This is a genomic window from Streptomyces sp. NPDC008001 (assembly GCF_042958085.1).
Taxonomy (GTDB): Bacteria; Actinomycetota; Actinomycetes; order Streptomycetales; family Streptomycetaceae; genus Streptomyces.
On record NZ_JBIBIZ010000009.1, the window covers coordinates 204560 to 225071 of the forward strand.

Sequence of the window (20512 nt, forward strand, 5' to 3'; positions counted from 1 at the left end):
CCCGGGCTCGGTGGTGCCGTGACCTTGCCGGGGACAAGGATAGGGCTCCGTTCACCTCGTCCCGGTTGCTTCACCTCCGTGCCACGATGTGGAGGTTTAGTGAAGCGGTCCTGATAATCGCAGGCGGGTACGAATCTTGCACCGTTTTTCACGCCTCAGGCGACGGGTGTTGTGTACTCGTTATGCCTGAGTCCCGTGCGCCACGCCTCGCGCGCCATGGCCTATACGCTTCAAAATCACACCAGAATTGGGCATTCTGCACGTGTGGCGACCTTGGACGTACGGCCCCGACTGCTCGACGCGCTGTCCGCACTGCGTGACCGTGTCGACGCCGCACGCTTCCCCCTCCCTCTTCCCGGCGCCGCCCGCGCCCGCCGGAACCGTGCCGAACTCCTGGCGCAACTCGATGACTACTTGGTGCCCCGCCTGTGCGCCCCCGAAGCGCCGCTGCTCGCGGTCATCGGGGGATCGACGGGGGCCGGGAAGTCCACCCTCGTCAACTCCCTGGTGGGACGGCGGGTCACTGAGGCGGGGGTCCTGCGGCCGACGACCCGTACGCCTGTACTGGTCTGCCATCCGGACGACCACCACTGGTTCGCCGGGCAGCGCGTGCTGCCCGAGCTGCGCCGGGTGTGGGTGCCCGCCCAGGACCTCGCCGCCCTCTACGACACGGACCCCGACGGCCGCCGCGGGGACGAGGACGACGGCGGCGAACCCCCCTCGCTGCGCATCGAGACCGACCGCGCCATGCCGCCCGGACTCGCCCTCGTCGACGCCCCCGACATCGACTCCCTCGTCGCCCGCAACCGCGACCTCGCCGCCGAGCTGATCTGCGCCGCGGACATCTGGGTACTCGTCACCACCGCGACCCGGTACGCCGATGCGGTGCCGTGGCACCTGATGCGCACGGCCAAGGAGTACGACGTCACCCTCGTCACCGTGCTGGACCGGGTACCCCATCAGGTCGCCGGCGAGGTCTCCAAGCACTACGGCGCGCTGCTGGCCGCCGCCGGCCTCGGGGACGTGCCGCGCTTCACCATCCCCGAACTCCCGGAGTCCGCGGGCGGCGGCACCGGGCTGCTGCCGGACACCGCCGTCGCGGGGCTGCGCGCCTGGCTCCACCAGCGCGCGCAGGACCCCGCCGCCCGCGCCGTGGCCTCAGCCCGCACCGTCGCCGGACTGCTCGCCTCGCTGGGGTCCCGGCTGCCGGGGCTCGCCGGCGCCGCCGCCGTCCAGCACGCCGCCGCCGTCCGGCTGACCCAGCGCGTCGAGGACGCGTACGCGAAGGCCACCGCGCGCGTACGGGACGGGGTCGCGGCCGGAGACGCCCTCGCGGGCGACGCCCTCACCCACTGGCGCGGCCACCCCGACGACAGCACCTCCGACGAACTTCTCGGCGCGCTCACGGCCGCCCTCGCCGCCCTGGTCGGCTGCGCCGTCGCCGCCGCCGACGAGGAGGTCGCCGCGGCCTGCGCGGGCGACCCCGCCGCCGACGCCGTCCTCGCCCCGCGCGACCCCGACGGGGCCATCGGCCGGATCGGCGTCGCCGTACGCCGCTGGCGGCGCTGCCTGGAGGAGCTCGCCGAGGAGGAGGTACGGGCCGCCGAGCGCGGGGCCGGACTCGACGCCGACCGGGTCGCCGCCCTGCTCGCCGCCGCCCTCCTCGGCGGCGGACAGGCCCGCCCGGCCGCGGACGGCCTCGCCGGACTGCTGGGCGCCCGGGCCGCCCGGCGGCTGCACGACCGCGGCGGCCTGCTCCTCACCGAGTGCCTCGACGGCGTGCTCGACGCCGAACGCGACCGCCGCACCGCCCCGCTCGAAGCCCTCGACGTCACCCCCGATCACCAGGTCGAGCTCATCGCCGCGCTGTCCGTACTGCAGAGGGAGAGGTGACCACCGTGCGCCCTGCCGACCAATCTGCCGATCGAGCCGTCCCGTCCGCCGACCGATCCGCCGACCGGAGTGACGGATCGCGGGACGGACGGTCCGCCGGCCGCCGCCCCCCACCCGACGCCCCCGCCGGCATCTGGGACGACGGCCTCATCGCCCGCCGTGCCCGCCCCGACCGCCCCCCGCGCGCGGGCGGCGGCCCCGAAGCGCGCACCGCGCCCCCACCGCGCCCGGAGACCGCCCCGCGCCCCCCGGCGATGCCCGCGCAGCACCCCGGCGCCGCGATCCTCCGGCCGCGCCTGGACGCCCTCCGGGAGCTCGTCGGGCTCTCCCGGGCCCGGCTGGACCGCCGGACGCTCGCCGAGGCGGGACGCGTCCTGGAGGAGGCCGTCGCACGGCAGCGGCACCCGCTCGACCTCACCGTCGTGGCCATCGCCGGGGCGTCGGGCAGCGGCAAGTCCACCCTGTTCAACGCGCTCGGCCGGGCCCAGCTCTCGGAGGCGGGCGTGCGCCGCCCCACCACCGCCGCGCCCGTGGCCTGCGTGTGGACGGAAGAGCCCGAGCGCGCGGACGGGGTGCTCGACCGCCTCGGCATCCCCGCCCGCTCCCGCCGGCAGCCGGTCCGCCCGTACGACCCGGCGCTCAACGGGCTCGTCCTGCTCGACCTGCCCGACCACGACTCGGCCTGCCCCGGCCACCGCGAGCAAGTCGACCGGCTCCTGGGCCTCGTGGACGCGGTCGTCTGGGTCGTTGACCCGGAGAAGTACGCGGACGCCGTCCTCCACGAGCGCTACCTGCGGCCGCTCGCGGGCTACGCAGAGGTGTCGTTCATCGTCCTCAACCAGATCGACCGGCTCGGCACGGACGCCGCGGACCAGGTCCTCGACGACCTGCGGCGGCTCCTGGACGAGGACGGCATCGCCCTCGGCGAGCACGGCGAGCCGGGGGCCGAAGTACTGGCCCTGTCGGCCCTCACCGGCGACGGCGTCGGGGAACTGCGCGAGAGCCTCGGCCGGTTCACCGCCTCGCGGAGCGCCGCGCTGCGCCGGCTGACGGCCGACGTGGACGGCGTCTCGGCGCGGCTGCGCAGCGCCTACGTGGCGGACGGGCGGCCGGGCCTCACGGAGTCGGCACGGCACGAGTTCGAGGACCGGCTGGCCGAGGCGGCGGGCGCGCAGGCGGCGGGGCTCGCGGCCGAACGCGCGTGGCTGCGGGACGCGGGACGGGCGTGCGGGACGCCGTGGACGCGGGCGCACCGGTGGTACGTACGGGGGCGCGCGGGACGGAAAGCGGCGGGTGCGGCGCGTGCGGCGGGGACGGCCGGTGCCGCAGGGGTGACGGGCGTCGTGGCCACGGGCGCTGCGAGTGCGACGAATGCGATGAGTGCGACAAGCGGCGTGGGCGTGGGTGCGGGGGTTGCTGCGGCTGCTGTGGCCGGGACCACGGCTGCGCCCGGAGGGGCGGGAGTGCCCGCTGCCGTCGCCGGACCGGCGACGGCGATGGCCGGCCGCCCCGTCCCGTCCGCGAGCCGCGCCGTCTCCCGCCCCCTCGTGGAGCAGGCCGTACGGGCCCTCGCCTACGAGGCGTCCAGTGGCCTCCCCGACCCCTGGGCGCTGGCCGTCCGCGAGGCGGCGCGGCGCGGGGCCGAGGGGCTCGCGGAGGCCCTCGACGCGGCGTCCGCCGCCGCTGCCGCCGCAATGGCCGCGGCGGGTCCGGGCCGCGCGGGAATGTGGCGCACCGGCGCCCGCCGGGCGAGCGCCTGGTGCACGGGCGTGGCGCGCCAGGCGGGGCCGGCCACGGCCGGCGGACGCGGCGCCTCAGGCGGGACCGGCGTCCGTACGGATGGCCGCACGGACGGCCGTACGGGGGGCCGCGCCGGCGGGTGGATCATCGGTGGCCGGCGGGCCCGCGGAGGCGGGCCGGCGCGGCCGGTCCGGCCCGGCTGGTGGGCCGTGGCCGCCGCGATGCAGTGGGTGCTGTCGGCGCTGCAGGTGCTCACCGCGGCGTGGCTGCTGGGCCTGCTGACCGGTGCCTGGGACGGCGAGTGGTGGATCCCGGCGCTGCTGCTGACGGGCACCGTCGCGGCCGGCCCGGCCCTGGCCTGGTGCTGCCGGGCGGTGGCGCGGGGTCCGGCGCGCCGCTACGGGCTGGAAACGGAGCGGCGGCTGCGGAACGCCGCCGCCTGCTGCGGCCGGGAGCGGGTGCTGGAACCGGTCGCCGCGGAGCTGTTGCGGTATCAGGAAGTGCGCGCCCAGTACGTGATCGCGGCGGGAGAGGCGTGAGGGAAGCGGCATGAGGGACGCGGCGTTTGCCGGGTAAGCGCGTGAGGGTGACGGACTTCTCCCCAATCGGCCCGTCGTCCACAGCCCCCGGCGGGATCTCCCAAACGGCGGCAGCATGGCTCCCACGAAGCAGCGCACGAAGCAGCACGGCGAAGCACACGTAAGCAGCACACGAAGCGGCTCGTGAGCAGCCACAGAGCAGCTCGCGCAGCAGTTGCCGAACGGGGGGATCCGTATGAACGAGACGCTGGTGACGGTCGTGGGAAACGTCGCGACGGAGCCGGACTACAGGGAATCGGCGAACGGCTCGCCGTCCTCGCGCTTCCGGCTGGCGGCGACGGTGCGCCGCTGGGACCGGGCCGAGGGGGAGTGGGCGGACGCGTACACGAGCTTCTACACCGTGTGGGCGTGGCGCTCGCTCGCGGCCAACGTGGTTGCGTCGCTCGGCGTGGGGGAACCGGTCGTCGTCCAGGGCAAGTTGCGCATCCGGGACGAGGAGCGCGAGGGGAAGCGGTGGGTTTCGGCGGACATTGACGCCGTGTCGATCGGCCATGACCTGAGCCGGGGAACGTCGGTGTTCCGCAGGGTCGCGCAGGCAAGGCCGTTGCCGGCGGAGCCGCCCCCGCCGTCCGCTCCGAAGTCGTCCGCTCCGTCTGCTCTGAAGTCGTCCGCTCCGGCCGGTCCGAAGTCGTCCGAACCGACCGGCACGGATCGGGAGCCCGCCGCCGTCGGGGCCGAGGCGCCGCCCTTCTGAAATAGCCGGTTTGTCCCGGTGATTTATCGATATTGCCAGGTCAGGCCGCGTTTCCCTGGTAACGATTCCGATTCGGATCGATTGAGCGGCCCCTCGCGTGGGGATGGCGCCGCGCCCGCTCCTTAAGATCACGTTCACAGCAACGTGCAACGGGGGGCCGCGGCGACGTGTCAACGGCTGCGAGCGACAGCGTGCAACGGGGGCTTCTGAGTCTTGAGTTCGGTGGCGAGGCGCGCCGACTGGTTCTGCGTTCGCCCGGAAGGAAGTCGATGATTTCTGTCAGGAGGCGGGGAGCCGCCCGCCTTGCCGCAGCCTGCCTGGCGACGGGACTGGCCGCGGTGGGCACGATAGCCGTGGCGGGCCCCGCCGCCGCGGACGACGCGCCGCAGAACCCGGGGGGCGTCACCGCCACGCTCGGCAGCATCACCGCCGGATCGGGCGTCGTGGTGCACGACCGGCGCAGAACGGCCGAGATCCCGGCGGGCCTGTTCGAGATGAAGGTCGACGGCGGCGGCTCGCTGCAGACCTACTGCCTCGACATCCTCACCAACACGGTGGACGGCGCGCGCTACCGCGAGGTCGGTTCCGGCGAGTCGTCCCTGCACGCCAACAAGGACGCGGGGAAGATCCGCTGGATCCTGCAGCACTCCTACCCCCAGGTGAACGACCTCGCCGCGCTCGCCAAGGACGCCGGTACGGGCCCGCTCGACGCGAACACCGCCGCCGCCGGCACCCAGGTCGCCATCTGGCGGTACTCGGACGGCGCCAAGGCCGACGCGAAGGACCCCGCGGCCGAGAAGCTCGCCGAGTACCTCTACAAGAGCGCGAAGGACGTCGAGGAGCCCGAGGCGTCGCTGACCCTGACCCCGCCCGCGCTCTCCGGCAAGCCCGGCCGGAAGCTCGGCCCGGTCACGGTGCGGACCACGGCGAGCAGGGTCACCCTCACTCCTTCGGGTGATGCCACCGCCCGGGGCGTGAAGATCGTCGACAAGGACGGCAAGCCGGTCGCCGCCACCGGCAACGGCGGCGAGTTCTACGTGGAGGTCCCCGCGGGCGCCCCCGACGGCTCCATGGCGCTGAAGGCCACGGGCGCCGCCAAGGTCCCGGTCGGCCGGGTCTTCGTCGGTGACCACACCACCACCCAGGCGCAGATCCTGGCCGGCTCCAGCGAGAGCACCGTCTCCGCGGGCGTCACCGCGCACTGGGCGGCCAAGGGCGCGTCCCCGGCCCTGTCCGCCCGCAAGAACTGCGCCAAGGGCGGCGTCGACGTCACCGCCGACAACCAGGGCGACGCCCCCTTCACCTACGAGCTGGCCGGCGCGCAGCACACCGTCGCGCCCGGCCGTTCCGAGACGACGCTGGTGAAGGTCGGCGAGGACCGGGCGTACCGGTTCACGATCACCGGGCCGGGCGGGCTGTCCAGGACCTTCTCCGGGATCATGGACTGCGCGACCTTCGCCTCCGCCGCGACCGCGGCCCCGGCCGCCGGGGCGGGCGGCTCCGGGGCCGGTGCGGGGGCCGGCGCCAAGGACGGCGGTTCCGGCCGGGACGGCGGGGACAGCAGCACCAAGGCCACCCTGGCCTCCCGCATGGGCCCGGCGTCGGCGGGCGGCGGCACCGGCAAGGCCGCCGTCAGGGCCGACGGGGACCTGGCCGCGACCGGCGGCAGCAACACCACACCCACGATCGCCGGCATAGCCATCGCCCTGATCGTCGCCGGCAGCGGCGCGGTCTACCTGCTCCGGCGGGAACGGGCGTCCGGCGGGGAATGACCACCGCCGCCGGGGAGTGAGCTCCGGCGCGAGGAAAAATGAGCACGGCCCAGGGAGCCCGGCCGGGGCGTGAGCCCCGGTGGGCGGGGTGCCGTGGGGCCTCCGGGCCCTCCGGTGACCGGCCCGGAGCCGGCCGCGCCATTATCGGGTTTCCGCCCCGGGCGTCCGGTGCGGCAAGATGGGTGTATCTGCCCTCACGCGGCGGAGCCGCACATTGGCCCTTCTCGATTGCCGGACGGTTTCTCTTGGCTGAGTACATCTACACCATGCGCAAGACGCGCAAGGCGCACGGCGACAAGGTCATCCTCGATGACGTGACGCTGAGCTTCCTGCCCGGTGCGAAGATCGGTGTGGTCGGCCCCAACGGTGCCGGTAAGTCCACCGTCCTCAAGATCATGGCGGGCCTGGAGCAGCCGTCCAACGGCGACGCGTTCCTGTCGCCGGGCTACAGCGTCGGCATCCTGATGCAGGAGCCGAAGCTCGACGAGTCCAAGACGGTCCTGGAGAACGTCGAGGACGGCGTCGCGGAGATCAAGGGCAAGCTCAACCGCTTCAACGAGATCGCCGAGCTCATGGCGACCGACTACTCGGACGCCCTGCTCGACGAGATGGGCAAGCTCCAGGAGGAGCTCGACCACGCCAACGCCTGGGACCTCGACGCCCAGCTGGAGCAGGCCATGGACGCCCTGGGCTGCCCGCCCGGCGACTGGCCCGTCGTGAACCTCTCCGGTGGTGAGAAGCGCCGCGTCGCCCTCTGCAAGCTCCTGCTGGAGGCCCCCGACCTGCTGCTCCTCGACGAGCCCACCAACCACCTCGACGCCGAGTCGGTGAACTGGCTGGAGCAGCACCTCGCCAAGTACACGGGCACCGTCGTGGCGATCACCCACGACCGGTACTTCCTGGACAACGTGGCCGAGTGGATCCTGGAGCTCGACCGCGGCCGCGCCATCCCCTACGAGGGCAACTACTCCACCTACCTGGAGAACAAGGCCGCTCGTCTGAAGGTCGAGGGCCAGAAGGACGCCAAGCGCCAGAAGCGCCTCAAGGAAGAGCTGGAGTGGGTCCGCTCCAACGCCAAGGGCCGCCAGGCCAAGTCCAAGGCGCGCCTCGCCCGTTACGAGGAGATGGCCGCCGAGGCGGACAAGATGCGGAAGCTGGACTTCGAGGAGATCCAGATCCCGCCGGGCCCGCGCCTGGGCAACATCGTCGTCGAGGTCAACAACCTCTCCAAGGCCTTCGGCGAGAAGGTCCTCATCGACGACCTGTCCTTCACCCTGCCGCGCAACGGCATCGTGGGCGTCATCGGCCCGAACGGCGCCGGCAAGACCACGCTGTTCAAGATGATCCAGGGTCTGGAGACCCCGGACTCCGGCGAGATCAAGGTCGGCGAGACCGTCAAGATCTCCTACGTCGACCAGAGCCGCGCCAACATCGACCCCAAGAAGACGCTGTGGGCCGTCGTCTCCGACGAGCTGGACTACATCAACGTCGGCCACGTCGAGATGCCGTCCCGTGCCTACGTCTCCGCGTTCGGCTTCAAGGGCCCGGACCAGCAGAAGCCGGCCGGCGTGCTCTCCGGTGGTGAGCGCAACCGCCTGAACCTGGCGCTGACCCTCAAGCAGGGCGGCAACCTGCTCCTCCTCGACGAGCCGACCAACGACCTCGACGTCGAGACCCTCTCCTCGCTGGAGAACGCCCTGCTCGACTTCCCGGGCGCCGCAGTGGTCGTCTCCCACGACCGCTGGTTCCTGGACCGAGTGGCCACGCACATCCTGGCCTACGAGGGCAACTCCAAGTGGTTCTGGTTCGAGGGCAACTTCGAGTCCTACGAGAAGAACAAGATCGAGCGCCTCGGTCCGGACGCCGCCCGTCCGCACCGCGCCACCTACAAGAAGCTCACCCGGGGCTGATCGTGGCGCGTCACCTCTACTCCTGCCCCCTGCGCTGGTCCGACATGGACGCCTTCGGCCACGTCAACAACGCGGTGTTCATCCGTTACCTCGAAGAGGCGCGGATCGACTTCATGTTCCGGCTGGCGCCGGGGGAGGGGAGCACGTCGTTCCAGGGCGGGTCCGTCGTGGCCCGGCACGAGATCGACTACCTGCGCCCCCTGGTGCACCGGCATGCGCCGGTGACCGTGGAGACCTGGGTGACCAAGGTGGGCGCCGCGTCCCTGACCGTCGCCTACGAGGTCAAGGACGAGGACAACGTCTACGTCCGGGCCAGCACCGTCGTCGTCCCGTTCGACTTCGAGGCGGGCCGGCCGCGCCGGATCACCGACGAGGAGCGCATGTTCCTGGAGGAGTTCCGGGACGACGCCGCGGAGGAGGCCGTCGCCGCATGACGGGGCTCCAGCCTCCGCCCGGCCACCGGTTGCGGTTCGCCGACGCCCGGGAGGCGGCCGACCTGGTCGCCTTCCTGGCCCGGCTGATCCACTACGACCGGGCCGCCGTCGTCCGGCTGCAGGCCGGCGGCGGGGTGCTCGGCGTCTTCGGCCGCCCGCCGTCCTTCGAGGTCCTCGCGATCCGCACGGCCGTGCTGGCCCACGGCGGAGCGCTGGACGTCACCGTCTCGGCGGGGCAGCTCGCCGACGCCCTGGACGCGGCACCCGCCGGGCCCTCGGGCGAGCTGGAGATCACCGTCCCCGGCGCCGTCACCGGCCCGCCCTGGGCCGGTGTGCTGCCGCCCCGCGGCGGCTGGCGGCGCGTGGCGGGGCTTCCCGGCCAGGAGGCCCTGCGGGGCGCGGTCGGGGCAGCGGTCGCGGAGTTCCGCGCCCGCGACGAGGCGCTGCCCGAACAGCGGCGCACCCGGGCCGAGCGCGACCGCATCGGCCGCGAGATCTGGTCCCGCACGCTCGGCGACACCGAGCTCCCGCTGCGGGCGGTGCATGCGGCGCAGTCCCTGGGCTTCCTGCGGCCCGGTCTGCAGACGGCGACCGCCGCGCGGAGCGCGGTGCGGGGCGGCGGTACGGGGACGGCGCTCGCGCCCGAGGAGCCGGTGGCGCTGTTCGCGGCGCCGGGATGGCTGCGCCTGAGCACGCCCTACGGGTCGGTCGCCGTGCGGCTCGGCGGCGTGGCCGGGCTGACGGTCACGCCCGCCTGAGCGGGCGGGCCGGACGGGCCCGTCCTCAGCCCTCCGCGTTGACCATCGACGCGGCGGCGTACGTCAGGTAGTTCCACAGCTGTTTCTCCAGCTCCGGAGCGAGCTGCAGCTCGTCCACCGCGTCCCGCATGTGCCGCAGCCAGGCGTCGTGCGCGGCCCGGTCCACGGTGAAGGGCGCGTGCCGCATCCGCAGCCGCGGGTGACCCCGGTTCTCGCTGTACGTCCGCGGCCCGCCCCAGTACTGCATGAGGAAGAGGACCAGGCGCTCCTCGGCCGGGCCGAGGTCCTCCTCGGGGTACATCGGCCGCAGCAGCGGATCCCCGGCCACGCCCTCGTAGAAGCGGCGGACCAGACGCCGGAAGGTCTCCTCGCCGCCGACCTGCTCGTAGAAGGTCTGCTCCTGAAGCGTGCCGCGCGGAATCTCAATCACCCCTCCATGGTCTCAGACGCACCGGCCGAGGACGGGAGGTCTAGGACCATCGCACGAACCCCGGCCGCCCCCGTGCCCCGCCGCCACGACCCCGTGCACCGCCCCCGGCCGCGTCGCACAGTGGAGACATGGGCCGTACCCACCTGAGAGAGGACGCCGAGCTCTCCGCCGCGCTGCGGGAAGAGCTGGTCAGGGGGCTGCAGGCCGCCGGGGAGCTCACCGACCCGCGGTGGCGGCGGGCCTTCGCCGAGGTGCCCCGCGAGCTGTTCGTCCCGGCCTATTACGTCGGTGTCGTCGGCGGCTACCGGCGCCTCTCCGGCGACGACGCCGACCCCCTGCGCCACGAGAGCTGGCTCGTCGGCGCCTACGCGGACGAGCCGCTGGCCACCCACGTCCGGGACGGTGAGCTGGTCTCCTCCAGCAGCCAGCCGTCCCTGATGGCGAAGATGCTCGCCGCCCTCAACGTCCAGGACGGCCACACCATGCTGGAGATCGGCGCGGGCACCGGCTACAACGCGGCCCTGCTCGCCCACCGCCTCGGGGACGACAAGGTCACCACCGTCGACCTCGACCCGGAGATCACCGGCCCCGCCCGCGAGCACCTCGCCGAGGCCGGCTTCCACCCGGAGGTCGTCACGGGCGACGGCGCGCTCGGCTGCCCGTGGCGCGCCCCCTTCGACCGGATCCTGGCCACCTGCGCGATCACCCGGGTGCCGCCGGCCTGGATCGCGCAGACGCGGCCCGACGGCCTGATCCTCGCCCCGCTCGCCACCGGCCTGGTCGCCCTGCGGGTCAAGGACGCCACCCACGCGGAGGGCCGGTTCCTGCGCACCCCCGCCTATTTCGTCCCGCTGCGCGGAGCCGCCCCCGCACCCGTGCCCCGGATCCGCGGCCTGCCGTGCCGGCTGCTGCAGAGCGACCGCTTCCGCTTCCTGCTGGCGCTGACCGGGGGCGCGCTGAACCCCGCGGACGCCCACGGCCTGTGGCGCGCCCGGGGCCGCCCCGGCCGCGAGCGCTTCGGCGTCTCGGTCGCCGGCGGCGCCCAGTGGGCGTGGCTGGACGACCCGGACGGGGCGTGCCGGTGGCCGCTGGGCGGCGCGGGTCTCAGCCCCGGCGCAGCGTGATCGTGGTCCACGCCCCCACGTGCACCCGGTCGCCGTCCTGCAGCGGCACCGGCACGTAGGGCTGGATCGGCGTCTCCGATCCGTTGATCGTCGTGCCGTTGGTGGAGTCCTGGTCGACCACCGCCCAGCTGCCGTCCGGCTGCTGCACGAACATCGCGTGCTGGTGCGAGACGCCCGGGTCCTCCGGCGGGCGCGACAGGTCGATGTCGGGGGACTCGCCGGTGCTGTGCCGCTTCCGGCCGACCGTGACCTGCGGCCCGTTCAGCTGCAGCTGCAGCTCGGGGGAGTACGCGGGGAGGTTGAGCCCCGCGGCCTCGGGGCCGCTGCGGTTCATCATCGCCATGAAGTACTCGCGGTCGGGCGCCACCACGGCCGTCCACCCCGCCGGCGCCTGCTGCTGGCCGCCCTGCTGCCCCGGCACGCCGCCCGTCGCCCCGTGCTCGTAGCCGTACGGCGAGGCGGGCGGTGCTGCGGGCGATGATGAGGGCGGCGCCGAGGGCGTGCTCGGCGGCGGCAGCATCCAGTCGCCGGCGGCCTCGTCCGCGTACGACGGCTCGCCGTACGACGGTCCGGCATACGGAGAAGACGCGTCCGCATACGGCGAAGACGTGTCCGCGTACGGGGAATCCGCATACCCCCGGTCCGCGTACGGCGAGGCCGTGTGCGTCTCCGGAGTGAGCGGCTCCGCCGGGCGGTTGATCCGCGACGGGCGCGAACCGTAGTACTCGTACGACTGCGGCGGCTGGGTGTGCTGCGGCGGGGGCGGCGGAGCCGACTGCAGGCCCTGCGGGGCCAGTGGGGGCGGCGGCCCGAAGGATGCCCCCGTCCGCGTCAGGAAGTTGTAGCGGCACTCCTCGCAGAAAGGTGCCTGCGCCTCGCGGGGAGTGCGGCAGTGCGGGCACAACTCAGCCTGCACGGTCGTGTCCCCGGTGTGCGTGCTGCCGGTGTGTGCGCTGCTGCTGTGCGGGCCGAAGCCGTGGCCGGCGGCGCTCTGCGGGCCGCTCGGGGGCGGCAGCGGCGGGCCGGCGGGCGGCGCGGGGGGAGGCGGCGGGACGGCCCCGCCGGCTCCGGGGGCACCGGAGGGGGCGGACCGGTCGGGCGCCCCCGACATGCGGTGGCCGCACACCTCGCACCAGTCCTCGGCCGTCGACTGGTGGCCGTTCGGGCAGGTCGGCATGTCGGTTGTTCCCCCTCGTGTGCCTTCGTTGCGGTCGTTGCCGGTGCTCGCCGCCCGGCTCGGGCGGATGGGCCGCGCCACGGCACACTGTGCGGCCGCCGCGCCTCCCGGCGCTACTTCTTCACCCGTACGGTTTTCGTCGAGCGCGTTTCGAGGGTCATCTGCGCCTCCGCGGTGACCTTCGCCTTCAGCCGCACAGTACCCGTCGCGGCGTCCACGACGTCCACCACCTTGGCGAGGAGCTTCGCCGTGTCCTCGTTGCCGGAGCGGCTCGCCAGCTGGACGGCGCGGCCGAGCTTGGCCGTCGCGCCGTCCAGGTCGCCGGAGCGGCGCAGGTCCAGGCCCTCCTGGATGTACCGCGCCAGCTCGGCCTGGCCGGTGTAGTGCGCGACCTGCGCGTTGATGGACGTCGACGCGGCGAGGTCGTCCGTCCAGATCGCCCGCACCAGCCCCTGGGCCAGCACGCGGGGTGAGGACCCGTCAGGCGCGGGCAGCACCAGCGAGACCCGGGCGGCGAGCATCTCCTCGCCCACCCCGGCGGCGGGCACCCGCACGCACAGGTGGTAGTCGCGGGACTCGTCGCCCCAGGAGCCGGTCGGGTAGTCGCCGATGCGCGGGCCGGCGTCGACGCGCCGCTCGGTGAGCGTCTCCAGGGACGGCGCGACCTGCTTGAGGAACGCGACCTCGGCGCCCTGCGGCGTCCACAGGCGCAGCGCGACGTCCGCGACCTCCTTGCCCATCGCCGTCTCCATCATCCGCGTGAAGTCGGCGGCCAGCCCTGCCGGGTCGGCGACGATGTCCGCGGTGCCCAGCAGCGCCGAGGCGATGCCGGTGACCTCCTTGACCTCCCAGTCCGTGCCCACGCCGCGCGCGTCACAGGTGAACCGGCCCGCGCAGTACTCCAGGGAGGCGCGCAGCGCGTCGGGCTCCTCGTGCTCGTTGCGGCCGTCGGTGAGCAGGATGCCGTGCCGTATGGGCGCCTCGGACGACTCCAGCAGGCCGGCGGCCAGGCGCAGCCAGGTGCCGATCGCGGTGCCGCCGCCCGGAGTGAGCTTGCGCAGGGCCTCCTTGGCCTGCTGCCGGGTGGTGGCGCCGGCGACGGCGAGCCGCCCGCCGCCGGGATAGGCCTCCTGCGCCTGGTGCGTGCCGGCCACCACGGCGAAGGCCACGCCGTCGCGCAGGGTGTCGATGGCGGCGGCGGTGGCGGCGCGGGCGTTGCGCATCTTGGCCGGCGGGTAGTCCATCGAGCCCGAGCAGTCGACCATGATGACCACGGCCGCGTCCGGCCCGGGGGCCCGCAGCTCGTAGGACGACGGCGACTGGCGGGGCACGGCCGGGGACACGAGCGGCGCCTCCGCCATGGTCCCCCCGCCCGTGGCGGTGACGGTGACGATCGCGTTGACCTCGCGCCCGCCCTCGGGCAGGTGGGCGTTCTGGTACACGTCGACCGTGAACCGGTGCTCGCCGGTCTTGGAGAATATGGCCATCTGATCCGCTCCTCGGTACTCCGTCCGTGCCGGGCACGGGGGAGCGCCGGCGCGCTGGTGCGGGGCAGCACCCGCGTCGCATCCCCCCGAGGCGTCTCCCGGCTGTCGCCGGGGAGCCCTGGCCTCAGGCCGATCCTGCCCCCTCGGGCGCCAGGGGGAACGGCAGTACGGCCACTGTTACGTTGTCGTGGCCCCCTCCGTCCAGGGCGTGGGCCAGCAGTTGCCGTGCGCACTCCAGCGGCCGGGAGCGGGCGTCGGGCGGGGTGACCTCGGCCATCTGCTCGGCGGACTCGGCGTAGTTCCACAGGCCGTCCGTGCAGACGATGACCACGCCCTTGCGGTCGGGGTGGAAGGACGCGGTGTGCGGCTCGACCTCGTAGGCGTCCGCGCCCAGCCAGCCGGTGATGGCGTGGGCCCGCTCGTCCGCGTACGCCTCGGCCTCCGACAGCAGGCCCGCCGCGACCATCTGGGCGGCCCAGGAGTCGTCCTCGGTGAGCCGGGCGGGCTGGGTGGAACGGTCCTCCGGCACCCAGTACGCGCGGCTGTCGCCGACCCAGCCGACGGTGAGGAGGTCGCCGGTGACGACGGCCGTCACGATCGTGCAGGCGGGGGCGTTCTCGTGGCGGTGCGGGTCGTGCTGCAGCGGCCCGCGCGCGGGCGCGGCCAGCGAGTTGACCGCCTCGGCCGCCCGCATGATCGCGTCGTGGGTGGCCCCGCGCGGGTCCTCGCCCTGCGGCAGGGCCGTGACCAGCACCTCCCGCGCGGCGGCGCAGGCGGCCGCCGACGCCTCGTCGGGGCGGGTCGCCGACGACACGCCGTCACTGACGACGGCGACGGTGGCCGGGGCCCCGTCGGAGAGGGCGATGGCGGACACGGCGTACGCGTCCTCGTTCCGGTGGTGGCGCAGTCCGCGGTCGCTGACCGCCGCCACGCCTGGCAACTGGTGCTCCATGTGATCCCGTTCGCGCGGCTGTGCATGCCCGCAGTGTTCGCAGTACCCGTCCTTGTCGATCATGCCGGATCGGCACGACCCGCAGCTCCGCCCGGTGCCGTTGACCCCCGGGCGGGCGGTGTCCGGCCCGGGCGGCGCCCCCGGGACGGCGGGGGCGGCCTGCGGCGGGACCCCCAGCGCAGCGCCGGTGCGCGGGTCGGGGGCGCCGGGCCCGGCCGAGGCGTCGGCGCCCGGCGGCCACGCGGGCCGGTGCGGGCCGTCGCCCGGGGGCGCGGGAGGCGCGAGGGGCGCCCGTACGGCCGTACGGGCGCCGGGCTCGGGCAGCGCGAGCCGGTAGTCGGACGGGCCCTCGTCGCGGAGGGCCGGCGGCGGCACCGCCGACAGGTCGGCACCGCAGCCGCCGCAGAAGTTGTCCGCCGGGTCCAGCGGCTCCTGGCAGGCGGGGCACGCCGTCAGCTGTGAGGGGCGCGGCACTTGCGACATCGATCACACCCATGTCCTGGGGCGGAAACGGTTTGCCCGCTCCACCAGTTCGATCCGTTCCTCGCCGCGCTGGGCCAGCCGCGCGAGCACGCGGTACGAGCGCTCCAGCCCGAAGCGCAGCTCGCGCTCGTCCAGGCCGCGGCCCAGCAGTGCACCCGGGCGGGCGGTCTGCGGGCCGCCGCCCGCGCCCGGGGAGCCCGACAGCACCCAGTCCAGGGCACTGCCGAGCACTTCCGCGGAGAGCCGCTCGCGGCGCACGGCGTCCAGGCCGAAGTCCGCGAGCCGCTCGACCTGGCCCGCGGCGGCCACCAGGTCGTCCAGCAGCGGCTCCTGCGGCGAGCGCCGCCGCAGCCGGGCCCGCACCGCCGCGACGCGCGCCGCGGTGTAGTGGATGGACGCCTCCGGCACGGACTCCAGGGCGCGCACCGCGCCCGGGCGGTCCCCGCCGGCCAGCCGCACCCGCGCCAGCCCGAACGCGGCGCTGACGTAACTCGGGTCGGTCGCCCACACCAGCCGGTAGTACTCGGCGGCGTTGTCCAGCTGCCCGAGGACCTCCGCGCACACGCCGAGGGCCAGCTTCGGGGCGGGTTCGCCCGGGAAGGCGTCGTAGACCGCATCGAAGGACAGCGCCGCCGTCTCCTTGTCACCGCGGACCAGTGCGTGGAGCCCGCGGTACCAGACGATCCGCCAGTCGCCCGGGTGGGCGGCCTCCAGGCTCTCCAGAGCATGGGACGCCTGCGCCTCCTCGCCCAGTTCCAGCTGGGCCCGGATCCGCCGCAGCCGCAGCTCCGGCGACTCGGCCGGCGCCGCCTGCAGCGCCGCGTACAGCTCGGCGGGCTGCGAGGCGATCAGCCCCGCCAGGAAGCCCGCGTTGGGGTCGCCCGGGGCGACCAGCGGCACCGGCAGGGCGAGCGCGGCGGCACGGGCGTCGAGCGCGGCGACGGGCGCGCCGGGGGACGGCGGGGGAGAGGGAGGCGCGGCGGCGCCGGGCGCGACCGCGGCGACCGGACGGGCCGCCGCCCGGGACAGCAGCGCTCTGCGGCCCGGCACGGACCGGCCGGCCGGCACGCGCCCGCCCAGCGCGGACACCTCCCCGTCGGCCTCCTCGAACAACCGCGTGTCCACCACGCGCAGCTCCGGCCCGAACAGCGTGGACAGCGCCGGCCGCGGCCGGCCCGTCTGCAGGGCGACGACCTCCCGCAGCACCCCCGTCAGCTGGTCGGCCATCTCCTCGGCGGACGCGAACCGCCGCGCCGGGTCCGGGTCCGTGGCCCGTACGAGCAGCCGGTAGAACGACTCGTAGCGGGAGAACACCTCGATGTGGTCCGGGTCGGGCAGCCGGTCCGCGAAGACGTTCGTGTAGCCCTGGAAGTCGAAGGTGAGCACGGCGAGCGTCCGGGCCACCGTGTACAGGTCGGAGGCGACCGACGGGCCGACCTCGGCGACCTCGGGGGCCTGGTAGCCCACCGTGCCGTAGATCGCGCTGTCCTGGTCGTCCATCCGCCGGACCGCGCCCATGTCGATCAGCTTGAGCTGGTCCTGCTGCTGGATGGCGTTGTCCACCTTGAAGTCGCAGTACAGCAGGTTGCGGCTGTGCAGGTGGCCGAGCGCCTCCAGCGCCTCGATCCCGTACGCGCACGCCTGCTCCACCGGCAGCGGGTCGCGCCGGCCGTCCGGCGTCCGCCGCCCGTTGGCGATCTCCTTCAGCGACTTGCCGCCGACGTACTCCATAACGATGTAGCCGTCGAGGCTGCCGGTCCGCTGGTCGAGGTGCTCGACGAAGTTGTAGATGCGGACGATGTTGGCGTGCTCGATCTCGGCGAGGAAGCGCCGCTCGGAGACCGCCACCGCCAAGGCGTCCTCGTCACCGGTGTCCAGCAGGCCCTTGAGGACCACCCAGCGGTCCGACACGGCCCGGTCGACGGCCAGGTAGATCCAGCCGAGCCCGCCGTGCGCGAGGCAGCCCGCCACCTCGTACTGCCCGTGCACCACGTCCCCCGCGCGCAGCTTGGGCACGAAGGAGTACGGATGACCGCACTTGGTGCAGAAGCCCTCCGTACGGCCGGGCCGGCCGCCGCGCGCCCGGCCCACCGGCGCCCCGCAGTCGCTGCGGCTGCAGAACCGCTTCCGCTCCGGTACCTCCGGGTTCTCCAGCACGGCCGTCCGCGGGTCCGGACGCGGCACTTCGGGCACCTTGACCAGCCCGGCGCCCAGTCTGCCGCGGCCGGACCCGCCGGCGACCGAGCCGGAACTGCGCACCGACACCGAGCGCGTGGACGGGCCCGAGCCCTCCGACCCCGGCAGGGAGCGCGACAGCCGCCCCGGCACCGACCGGCGCGACGACGACGAACGCGCCGACCCGGACCGGGACGACGAGCCCCCGGAGCCGCTTCCGCCACTGCCACCACTGCCGTTGCTCTGCGCGCCGGCCTGCGGTCCGCTTCCCTGCGATCCGCTGCCCTTCGAGGAGCTGCCCCCCGTGACGCCCGTGGCGGGTGACCCCACCATCCCGTTCGGCGACACGACCGGCGCCAGCCCGCACGTGTCGCAGTACAGCTCGCCGCCGCCCACGTCCTCGTACGAACCGGCACACCCCGGCCGCTGACACGCCTCGCTCACGAATCCCCCCTCCGGCCCGTGGCCCGCTCCCCGGCACCCGGCGCCGCCAGCGCCTCGGCCAGCGCCTGCTGATAGCGCAGAACGGCCTGCTCGGCGGCGATCAGATCGCACGGCGCACTCCACAGCATGCGCCGCGCCGCGTCGTACCGCTCGATGAGCAGCGCGTCCTCCGCGAGGCCGTGCCGGGCGGTCTTCGCCTTGTACGCGTCCAGGCGGCCGCGCAGCTCCGCCCGGACCGCCAGCGGGGCTGTCACCGCCGTCAGCGACTCGCGGGCGCGCAGCAGCTCCTCCTCGGCCCGCTGCTCCAGCCCTTCCAGGAGCGGGGACAGCCGGTGCCAGCGCGCGTGTCTGCGGTGGTCGGCGGCGGCCGCCAGCTGCTCGTAGAGGGCCGTGGGCGGGCCCGAGACGGCCGGCACCACGGACGCGGCGATCTTCGACAGGACCTCGACGCGCGCCTGCCGGGCCTCGTTGAGGGTGCGGTCCGCGCGCGAGAGCACGTCGCGCACGTGCATCAGCCGCTGATCGGCGTCCTGCCGGACGTCCAGGACGGCCTCGACCTCCCGGCGGACGTCCTCCAGGGCCCGCGCGGCCCGGTCGTAGCGCGTGGTGTCGGGGCGGCCGCCGCCCGGCGCCGAGCTGGGCGAGGCCCCCGCCCAGAAGGCCAGCGGATCCGCTATCACCTCGGCGCGCAGCGCGGTCAGTTCCCGCGTGATCTGCTCCAGGTCGTCGCCGGCAGGGTGCTCGCCGGGCCGCACGCCCACCGAGTGGGCGAGGGAGCGGGTGCGCCGGAGCTCGGCGGCGAGCAGGTCGATCCGGGCGGGCAGCGCGGACCACACGGCGTCGGCGATGACGACGACGTCGAGGGCCTGGGCGTACCAGCCGTTCATCCGGTCCAGCAGCTCCTGCAGGCTCAGCCGCTCGCTGAGCCGGGCCGCCGGGCCCGCCGTGGCCCCCGGGAGGCCCGCGGCGCCGAAGGCGGCCGTGCCGTGGCCGGGCAGCGTGATGCCGGAGCCGCGCAGCAGCTCGGTGAGCTCCGACAGCTCGCCCTGCGTGGGCCAGCGCCGGCGGGCGCGCAGCTCACGGGCGGTGGTCAGAGCGTCGGTGTAGGCGTCGAAGTACGCCCACAGCTGCCCGATGAGGGCCTCGGCGGCCGCCCACCGGCTCCTGGTCTCGCCTGCGAGCTCCGCCCCTTCGAGCAGGCGCCGCCCCGCGTGGTCCTGGAGGGCGAGCAGCGAGGACTCGACGGCCTCGTGCTCCGCTCCGAGCCTGGCCAGCGCACGGTCCGCCTCCTCGCGGGTCAAGGCCGGCCCGGTGGGCTCCGCGACCGCCATCGATCCCCTCTCCTGTCCGCTCTCCCGTCCGCGGCGCGCGCCGCGGCCTGTCCGTCACGGCCCGTCCTTCACGGCCGCGCTCCCCGGCCTGCCGTCAGTCCTTGTACTTGGGCGCCGGCGGGGCGGTGATCCCCTTCAGGTCCTTGGCGAGCCACCTCTCGTACGCCTGCATCCAGAGGCTTGCGGCGCCGCCGCTGCGGTAGTCCTCCAGCACCTTGTTGACCCGGCGTACCAGGTCCGTGTCCGCGAGGTTCATCGCCACGCCGTACGGTTCGCTGGTGAACGGCTTTCCGACGAGCTCCACGGACGGGTCCTGGGCCGCCTGGCCGGCCGCCAGCGCCCTGTCGTTGACCACCGCGTCGACCTCGCCGAGCTGGAGCCGCACGAGGCAGTCGAGCTGGTTGGGAACGGTCAGCAGGGACGAACCGTGCGGTTCCTCCCGGACCTTGCTCTCGGCCGTGGACCCCTCCGCCGTACAGACCTTCTTCCCCTTCAGCGAGTCGTCGAACGCCGTCACCGGTGACCCCTTGGGAACCATGACCTGCTGCCCGGTCTCGAAATAGGCCGTGGAGAAGGCCACTTGCGCGATCCGGTCGCAGGAGATGGTCATCGTGCGGGCAACGATGTCCACCTTGCCCGTTTGGAGGGCGGCTATGCGCCGGCTCGTGGGGATCGCGAGAAAGGTGACCTTTCCGGGGTCGCCGAGGATGTCCTTGGCGATGGCGCGGACGAGGTCGATGTCGAAGCCGCCGAGCTCGCCGTCGGCGGGGTTGCGGTAGCCCCAGCGGTAGCTGTTCTGGTCGACGCCCGCGATCAGCCGGCCGCGCGCCTTGATGCGCTGCACGGCCGGGCCGTCGGCCGCGCCCGAGGGCCGCAGGCTGGCGTCGGGATCCGTGCACTGCGCGGCCGCCGCCGCCCCGGCACCGTCCTCGGGCGCGCGGGCGGCGTGCGCCGCGGACGCGGGCCGGCCGGTCCCGTCCTGGGCGGTGCCGCCGGCCGGCAGCACGGCCGCGGCCACCGCGGCCAGGGCGCACACGGCAGCGGCCACCGTCATGGGGACGGCCCGCAGCCGCCGCGCCGTACGGGTCTCTCCCACGGATTCCCCTTCC

At 74.6% G+C, this 20512-nt stretch carries 15 protein-coding genes; 8 read left to right on the top strand and 7 right to left on the bottom strand.

The genetic code is table 11. The features are described from left to right. Window positions 1-216 precede the first annotated feature (216 nt). The 7 genes from ACFZCD_RS24725 (at window position 217) to ACFZCD_RS24755 (ending at window position 9800) form a co-directional block, all read left to right on the top strand. A complete protein-coding gene (locus tag ACFZCD_RS24725; RefSeq protein WP_391834840.1) occupies window positions 217-1893 on the top strand; it encodes a dynamin family protein in 1677 nt (558 codons plus the stop codon). Next, window positions 1890-4172, top strand: coding sequence for a GTPase (locus tag ACFZCD_RS24730; protein ID WP_391834365.1), 2283 nt, complete (start codon window positions 1890-1892; stop codon window positions 4170-4172). Before ACFZCD_RS24725 ends, ACFZCD_RS24730 begins: the two co-directional genes overlap by 4 nt. A gap of 235 nt (window positions 4173-4407) precedes the next feature. Further along, complete coding sequence (locus ACFZCD_RS24735; protein ID WP_391834367.1) at window positions 4408-4926, top strand: single-stranded DNA-binding protein; 519 nt, start codon at window positions 4408-4410, stop codon at window positions 4924-4926. 269 nt (window positions 4927-5195) lie between these two features. Continuing rightward, window positions 5196-6698 (top strand): Cys-Gln thioester bond-forming surface protein, encoded by a 1503-nt coding sequence (locus ACFZCD_RS24740; RefSeq protein WP_391834369.1) that lies wholly within the window; start codon window positions 5196-5198, stop codon window positions 6696-6698. Window positions 6699-6943: 245 nt separating this feature from the next. After that, the gene (ettA, locus tag ACFZCD_RS24745; protein ID WP_391834371.1) at window positions 6944-8608 is read left to right on the top strand and encodes an energy-dependent translational throttle protein EttA; all 1665 of its coding nucleotides are present in this window, start codon (window positions 6944-6946) and stop codon (window positions 8606-8608) included. 2 nt (window positions 8609-8610) lie between these two features. Further along, complete coding sequence (locus ACFZCD_RS24750) at window positions 8611-9042, top strand: acyl-CoA thioesterase (protein ID WP_391834373.1); 432 nt, start codon at window positions 8611-8613, stop codon at window positions 9040-9042. Further along, window positions 9039-9800 carry a hypothetical protein gene (locus ACFZCD_RS24755; protein ID WP_391834375.1) on the top strand — a complete coding sequence of 254 codons (762 nt, stop codon included), beginning with the start codon at window positions 9039-9041 and terminating at the stop codon, window positions 9798-9800. The genes ACFZCD_RS24750 and ACFZCD_RS24755 overlap by 4 nt, the downstream gene beginning before the upstream one ends. Before the next feature lie 25 nt (window positions 9801-9825). On the opposite strand, the gene ACFZCD_RS24760 is transcribed toward ACFZCD_RS24755, so the two are convergent. After that, the gene (locus tag ACFZCD_RS24760) at window positions 9826-10230 is read right to left on the bottom strand and encodes a globin (protein WP_391834377.1); all 405 of its coding nucleotides are present in this window, start codon (window positions 10228-10230) and stop codon (window positions 9826-9828) included. A gap of 128 nt (window positions 10231-10358) precedes the next feature. Here ACFZCD_RS24760 and ACFZCD_RS24765 point away from each other — a divergent pair, with 128 nt between their 5' ends. After that, entirely contained in the window at window positions 10359-11354 is a 996-nt protein-coding gene (locus tag ACFZCD_RS24765) for a methyltransferase domain-containing protein (protein WP_391834379.1), read from the top strand. Here the strand turns inward: ACFZCD_RS24765 and ACFZCD_RS24770 are convergent. From ACFZCD_RS24770 to ACFZCD_RS24795, 6 genes are all read right to left on the bottom strand, one after another. After that, window positions 11335-12531 (bottom strand): FHA domain-containing protein, encoded by a 1197-nt coding sequence (locus ACFZCD_RS24770; protein WP_391834381.1) that lies wholly within the window; start codon window positions 12529-12531, stop codon window positions 11335-11337. The two genes, ACFZCD_RS24765 and ACFZCD_RS24770, sit on opposite strands and share 20 nt — an antisense overlap. A gap of 113 nt (window positions 12532-12644) precedes the next feature. Next, entirely contained in the window at window positions 12645-14018 is a 1374-nt protein-coding gene (locus tag ACFZCD_RS24775; RefSeq protein WP_391834383.1) for a VWA domain-containing protein, read from the bottom strand. Between the two features lie 124 nt (window positions 14019-14142). Then, window positions 14143-15453: a protein phosphatase 2C domain-containing protein gene (locus ACFZCD_RS24780; protein WP_391834385.1), complete on the bottom strand. Its 1311-nt coding sequence runs from the start codon at window positions 15451-15453 to the stop codon at window positions 14143-14145. Between the two features lie 3 nt (window positions 15454-15456). Then, complete coding sequence (locus tag ACFZCD_RS24785; RefSeq protein ID WP_391834387.1) at window positions 15457-18072, bottom strand: tetratricopeptide repeat protein; 2616 nt, start codon at window positions 18070-18072, stop codon at window positions 15457-15459. After that, the gene (locus tag ACFZCD_RS24790; RefSeq protein ID WP_391834389.1) at window positions 18069-19403 is read right to left on the bottom strand and encodes a hypothetical protein; all 1335 of its coding nucleotides are present in this window, start codon (window positions 19401-19403) and stop codon (window positions 18069-18071) included. The genes ACFZCD_RS24785 and ACFZCD_RS24790 overlap by 4 nt, the downstream gene beginning before the upstream one ends. Window positions 19404-19497: 94 nt before the next feature. Next, complete coding sequence (locus tag ACFZCD_RS24795; protein ID WP_391834842.1) at window positions 19498-20457, bottom strand: glutamate ABC transporter substrate-binding protein; 960 nt, start codon at window positions 20455-20457, stop codon at window positions 19498-19500. Window positions 20458-20512 lie beyond the last annotated feature (55 nt).

What these genes read in the sequence shown, in the direction of transcription:
- ACFZCD_RS24725 (WP_391834840.1), top strand. Translation starts at nt 217, where the DNA reads ATGGCCTATACGCTTCAAAATCACACCAGAATTGGGCATTCTGCACGT.
- ACFZCD_RS24735 (WP_391834367.1), top strand. Translation starts at nt 4,408, where the DNA reads ATGAACGAGACGCTGGTGACGGTCGTGGGAAACGTCGCGACGGAGCCG.
- ACFZCD_RS24740 (WP_391834369.1), top strand. Translation starts at nt 5,196, where the DNA reads ATGATTTCTGTCAGGAGGCGGGGAGCCGCCCGCCTTGCCGCAGCCTGC.
- ACFZCD_RS24755 (WP_391834375.1), top strand. Translation starts at nt 9,039, where the DNA reads ATGACGGGGCTCCAGCCTCCGCCCGGCCACCGGTTGCGGTTCGCCGAC.
- ACFZCD_RS24765 (WP_391834379.1), top strand. Translation starts at nt 10,359, where the DNA reads ATGGGCCGTACCCACCTGAGAGAGGACGCCGAGCTCTCCGCCGCGCTG.
- ACFZCD_RS24770 (WP_391834381.1), bottom strand. Translation starts at nt 12,531, where the DNA reads ATGCCGACCTGCCCGAACGGCCACCAGTCGACGGCCGAGGACTGGTGC.
- ACFZCD_RS24775 (WP_391834383.1), bottom strand. Translation starts at nt 14,018, where the DNA reads ATGGCCATATTCTCCAAGACCGGCGAGCACCGGTTCACGGTCGACGTG.
- ACFZCD_RS24780 (WP_391834385.1), bottom strand. Translation starts at nt 15,453, where the DNA reads ATGTCGCAAGTGCCGCGCCCCTCACAGCTGACGGCGTGCCCCGCCTGC.
- ACFZCD_RS24790 (WP_391834389.1), bottom strand. Translation starts at nt 19,403, where the DNA reads ATGGCGGTCGCGGAGCCCACCGGGCCGGCCTTGACCCGCGAGGAGGCG.
- ACFZCD_RS24795 (WP_391834842.1), bottom strand. Translation starts at nt 20,457, where the DNA reads ATGACGGTGGCCGCTGCCGTGTGCGCCCTGGCCGCGGTGGCCGCGGCC.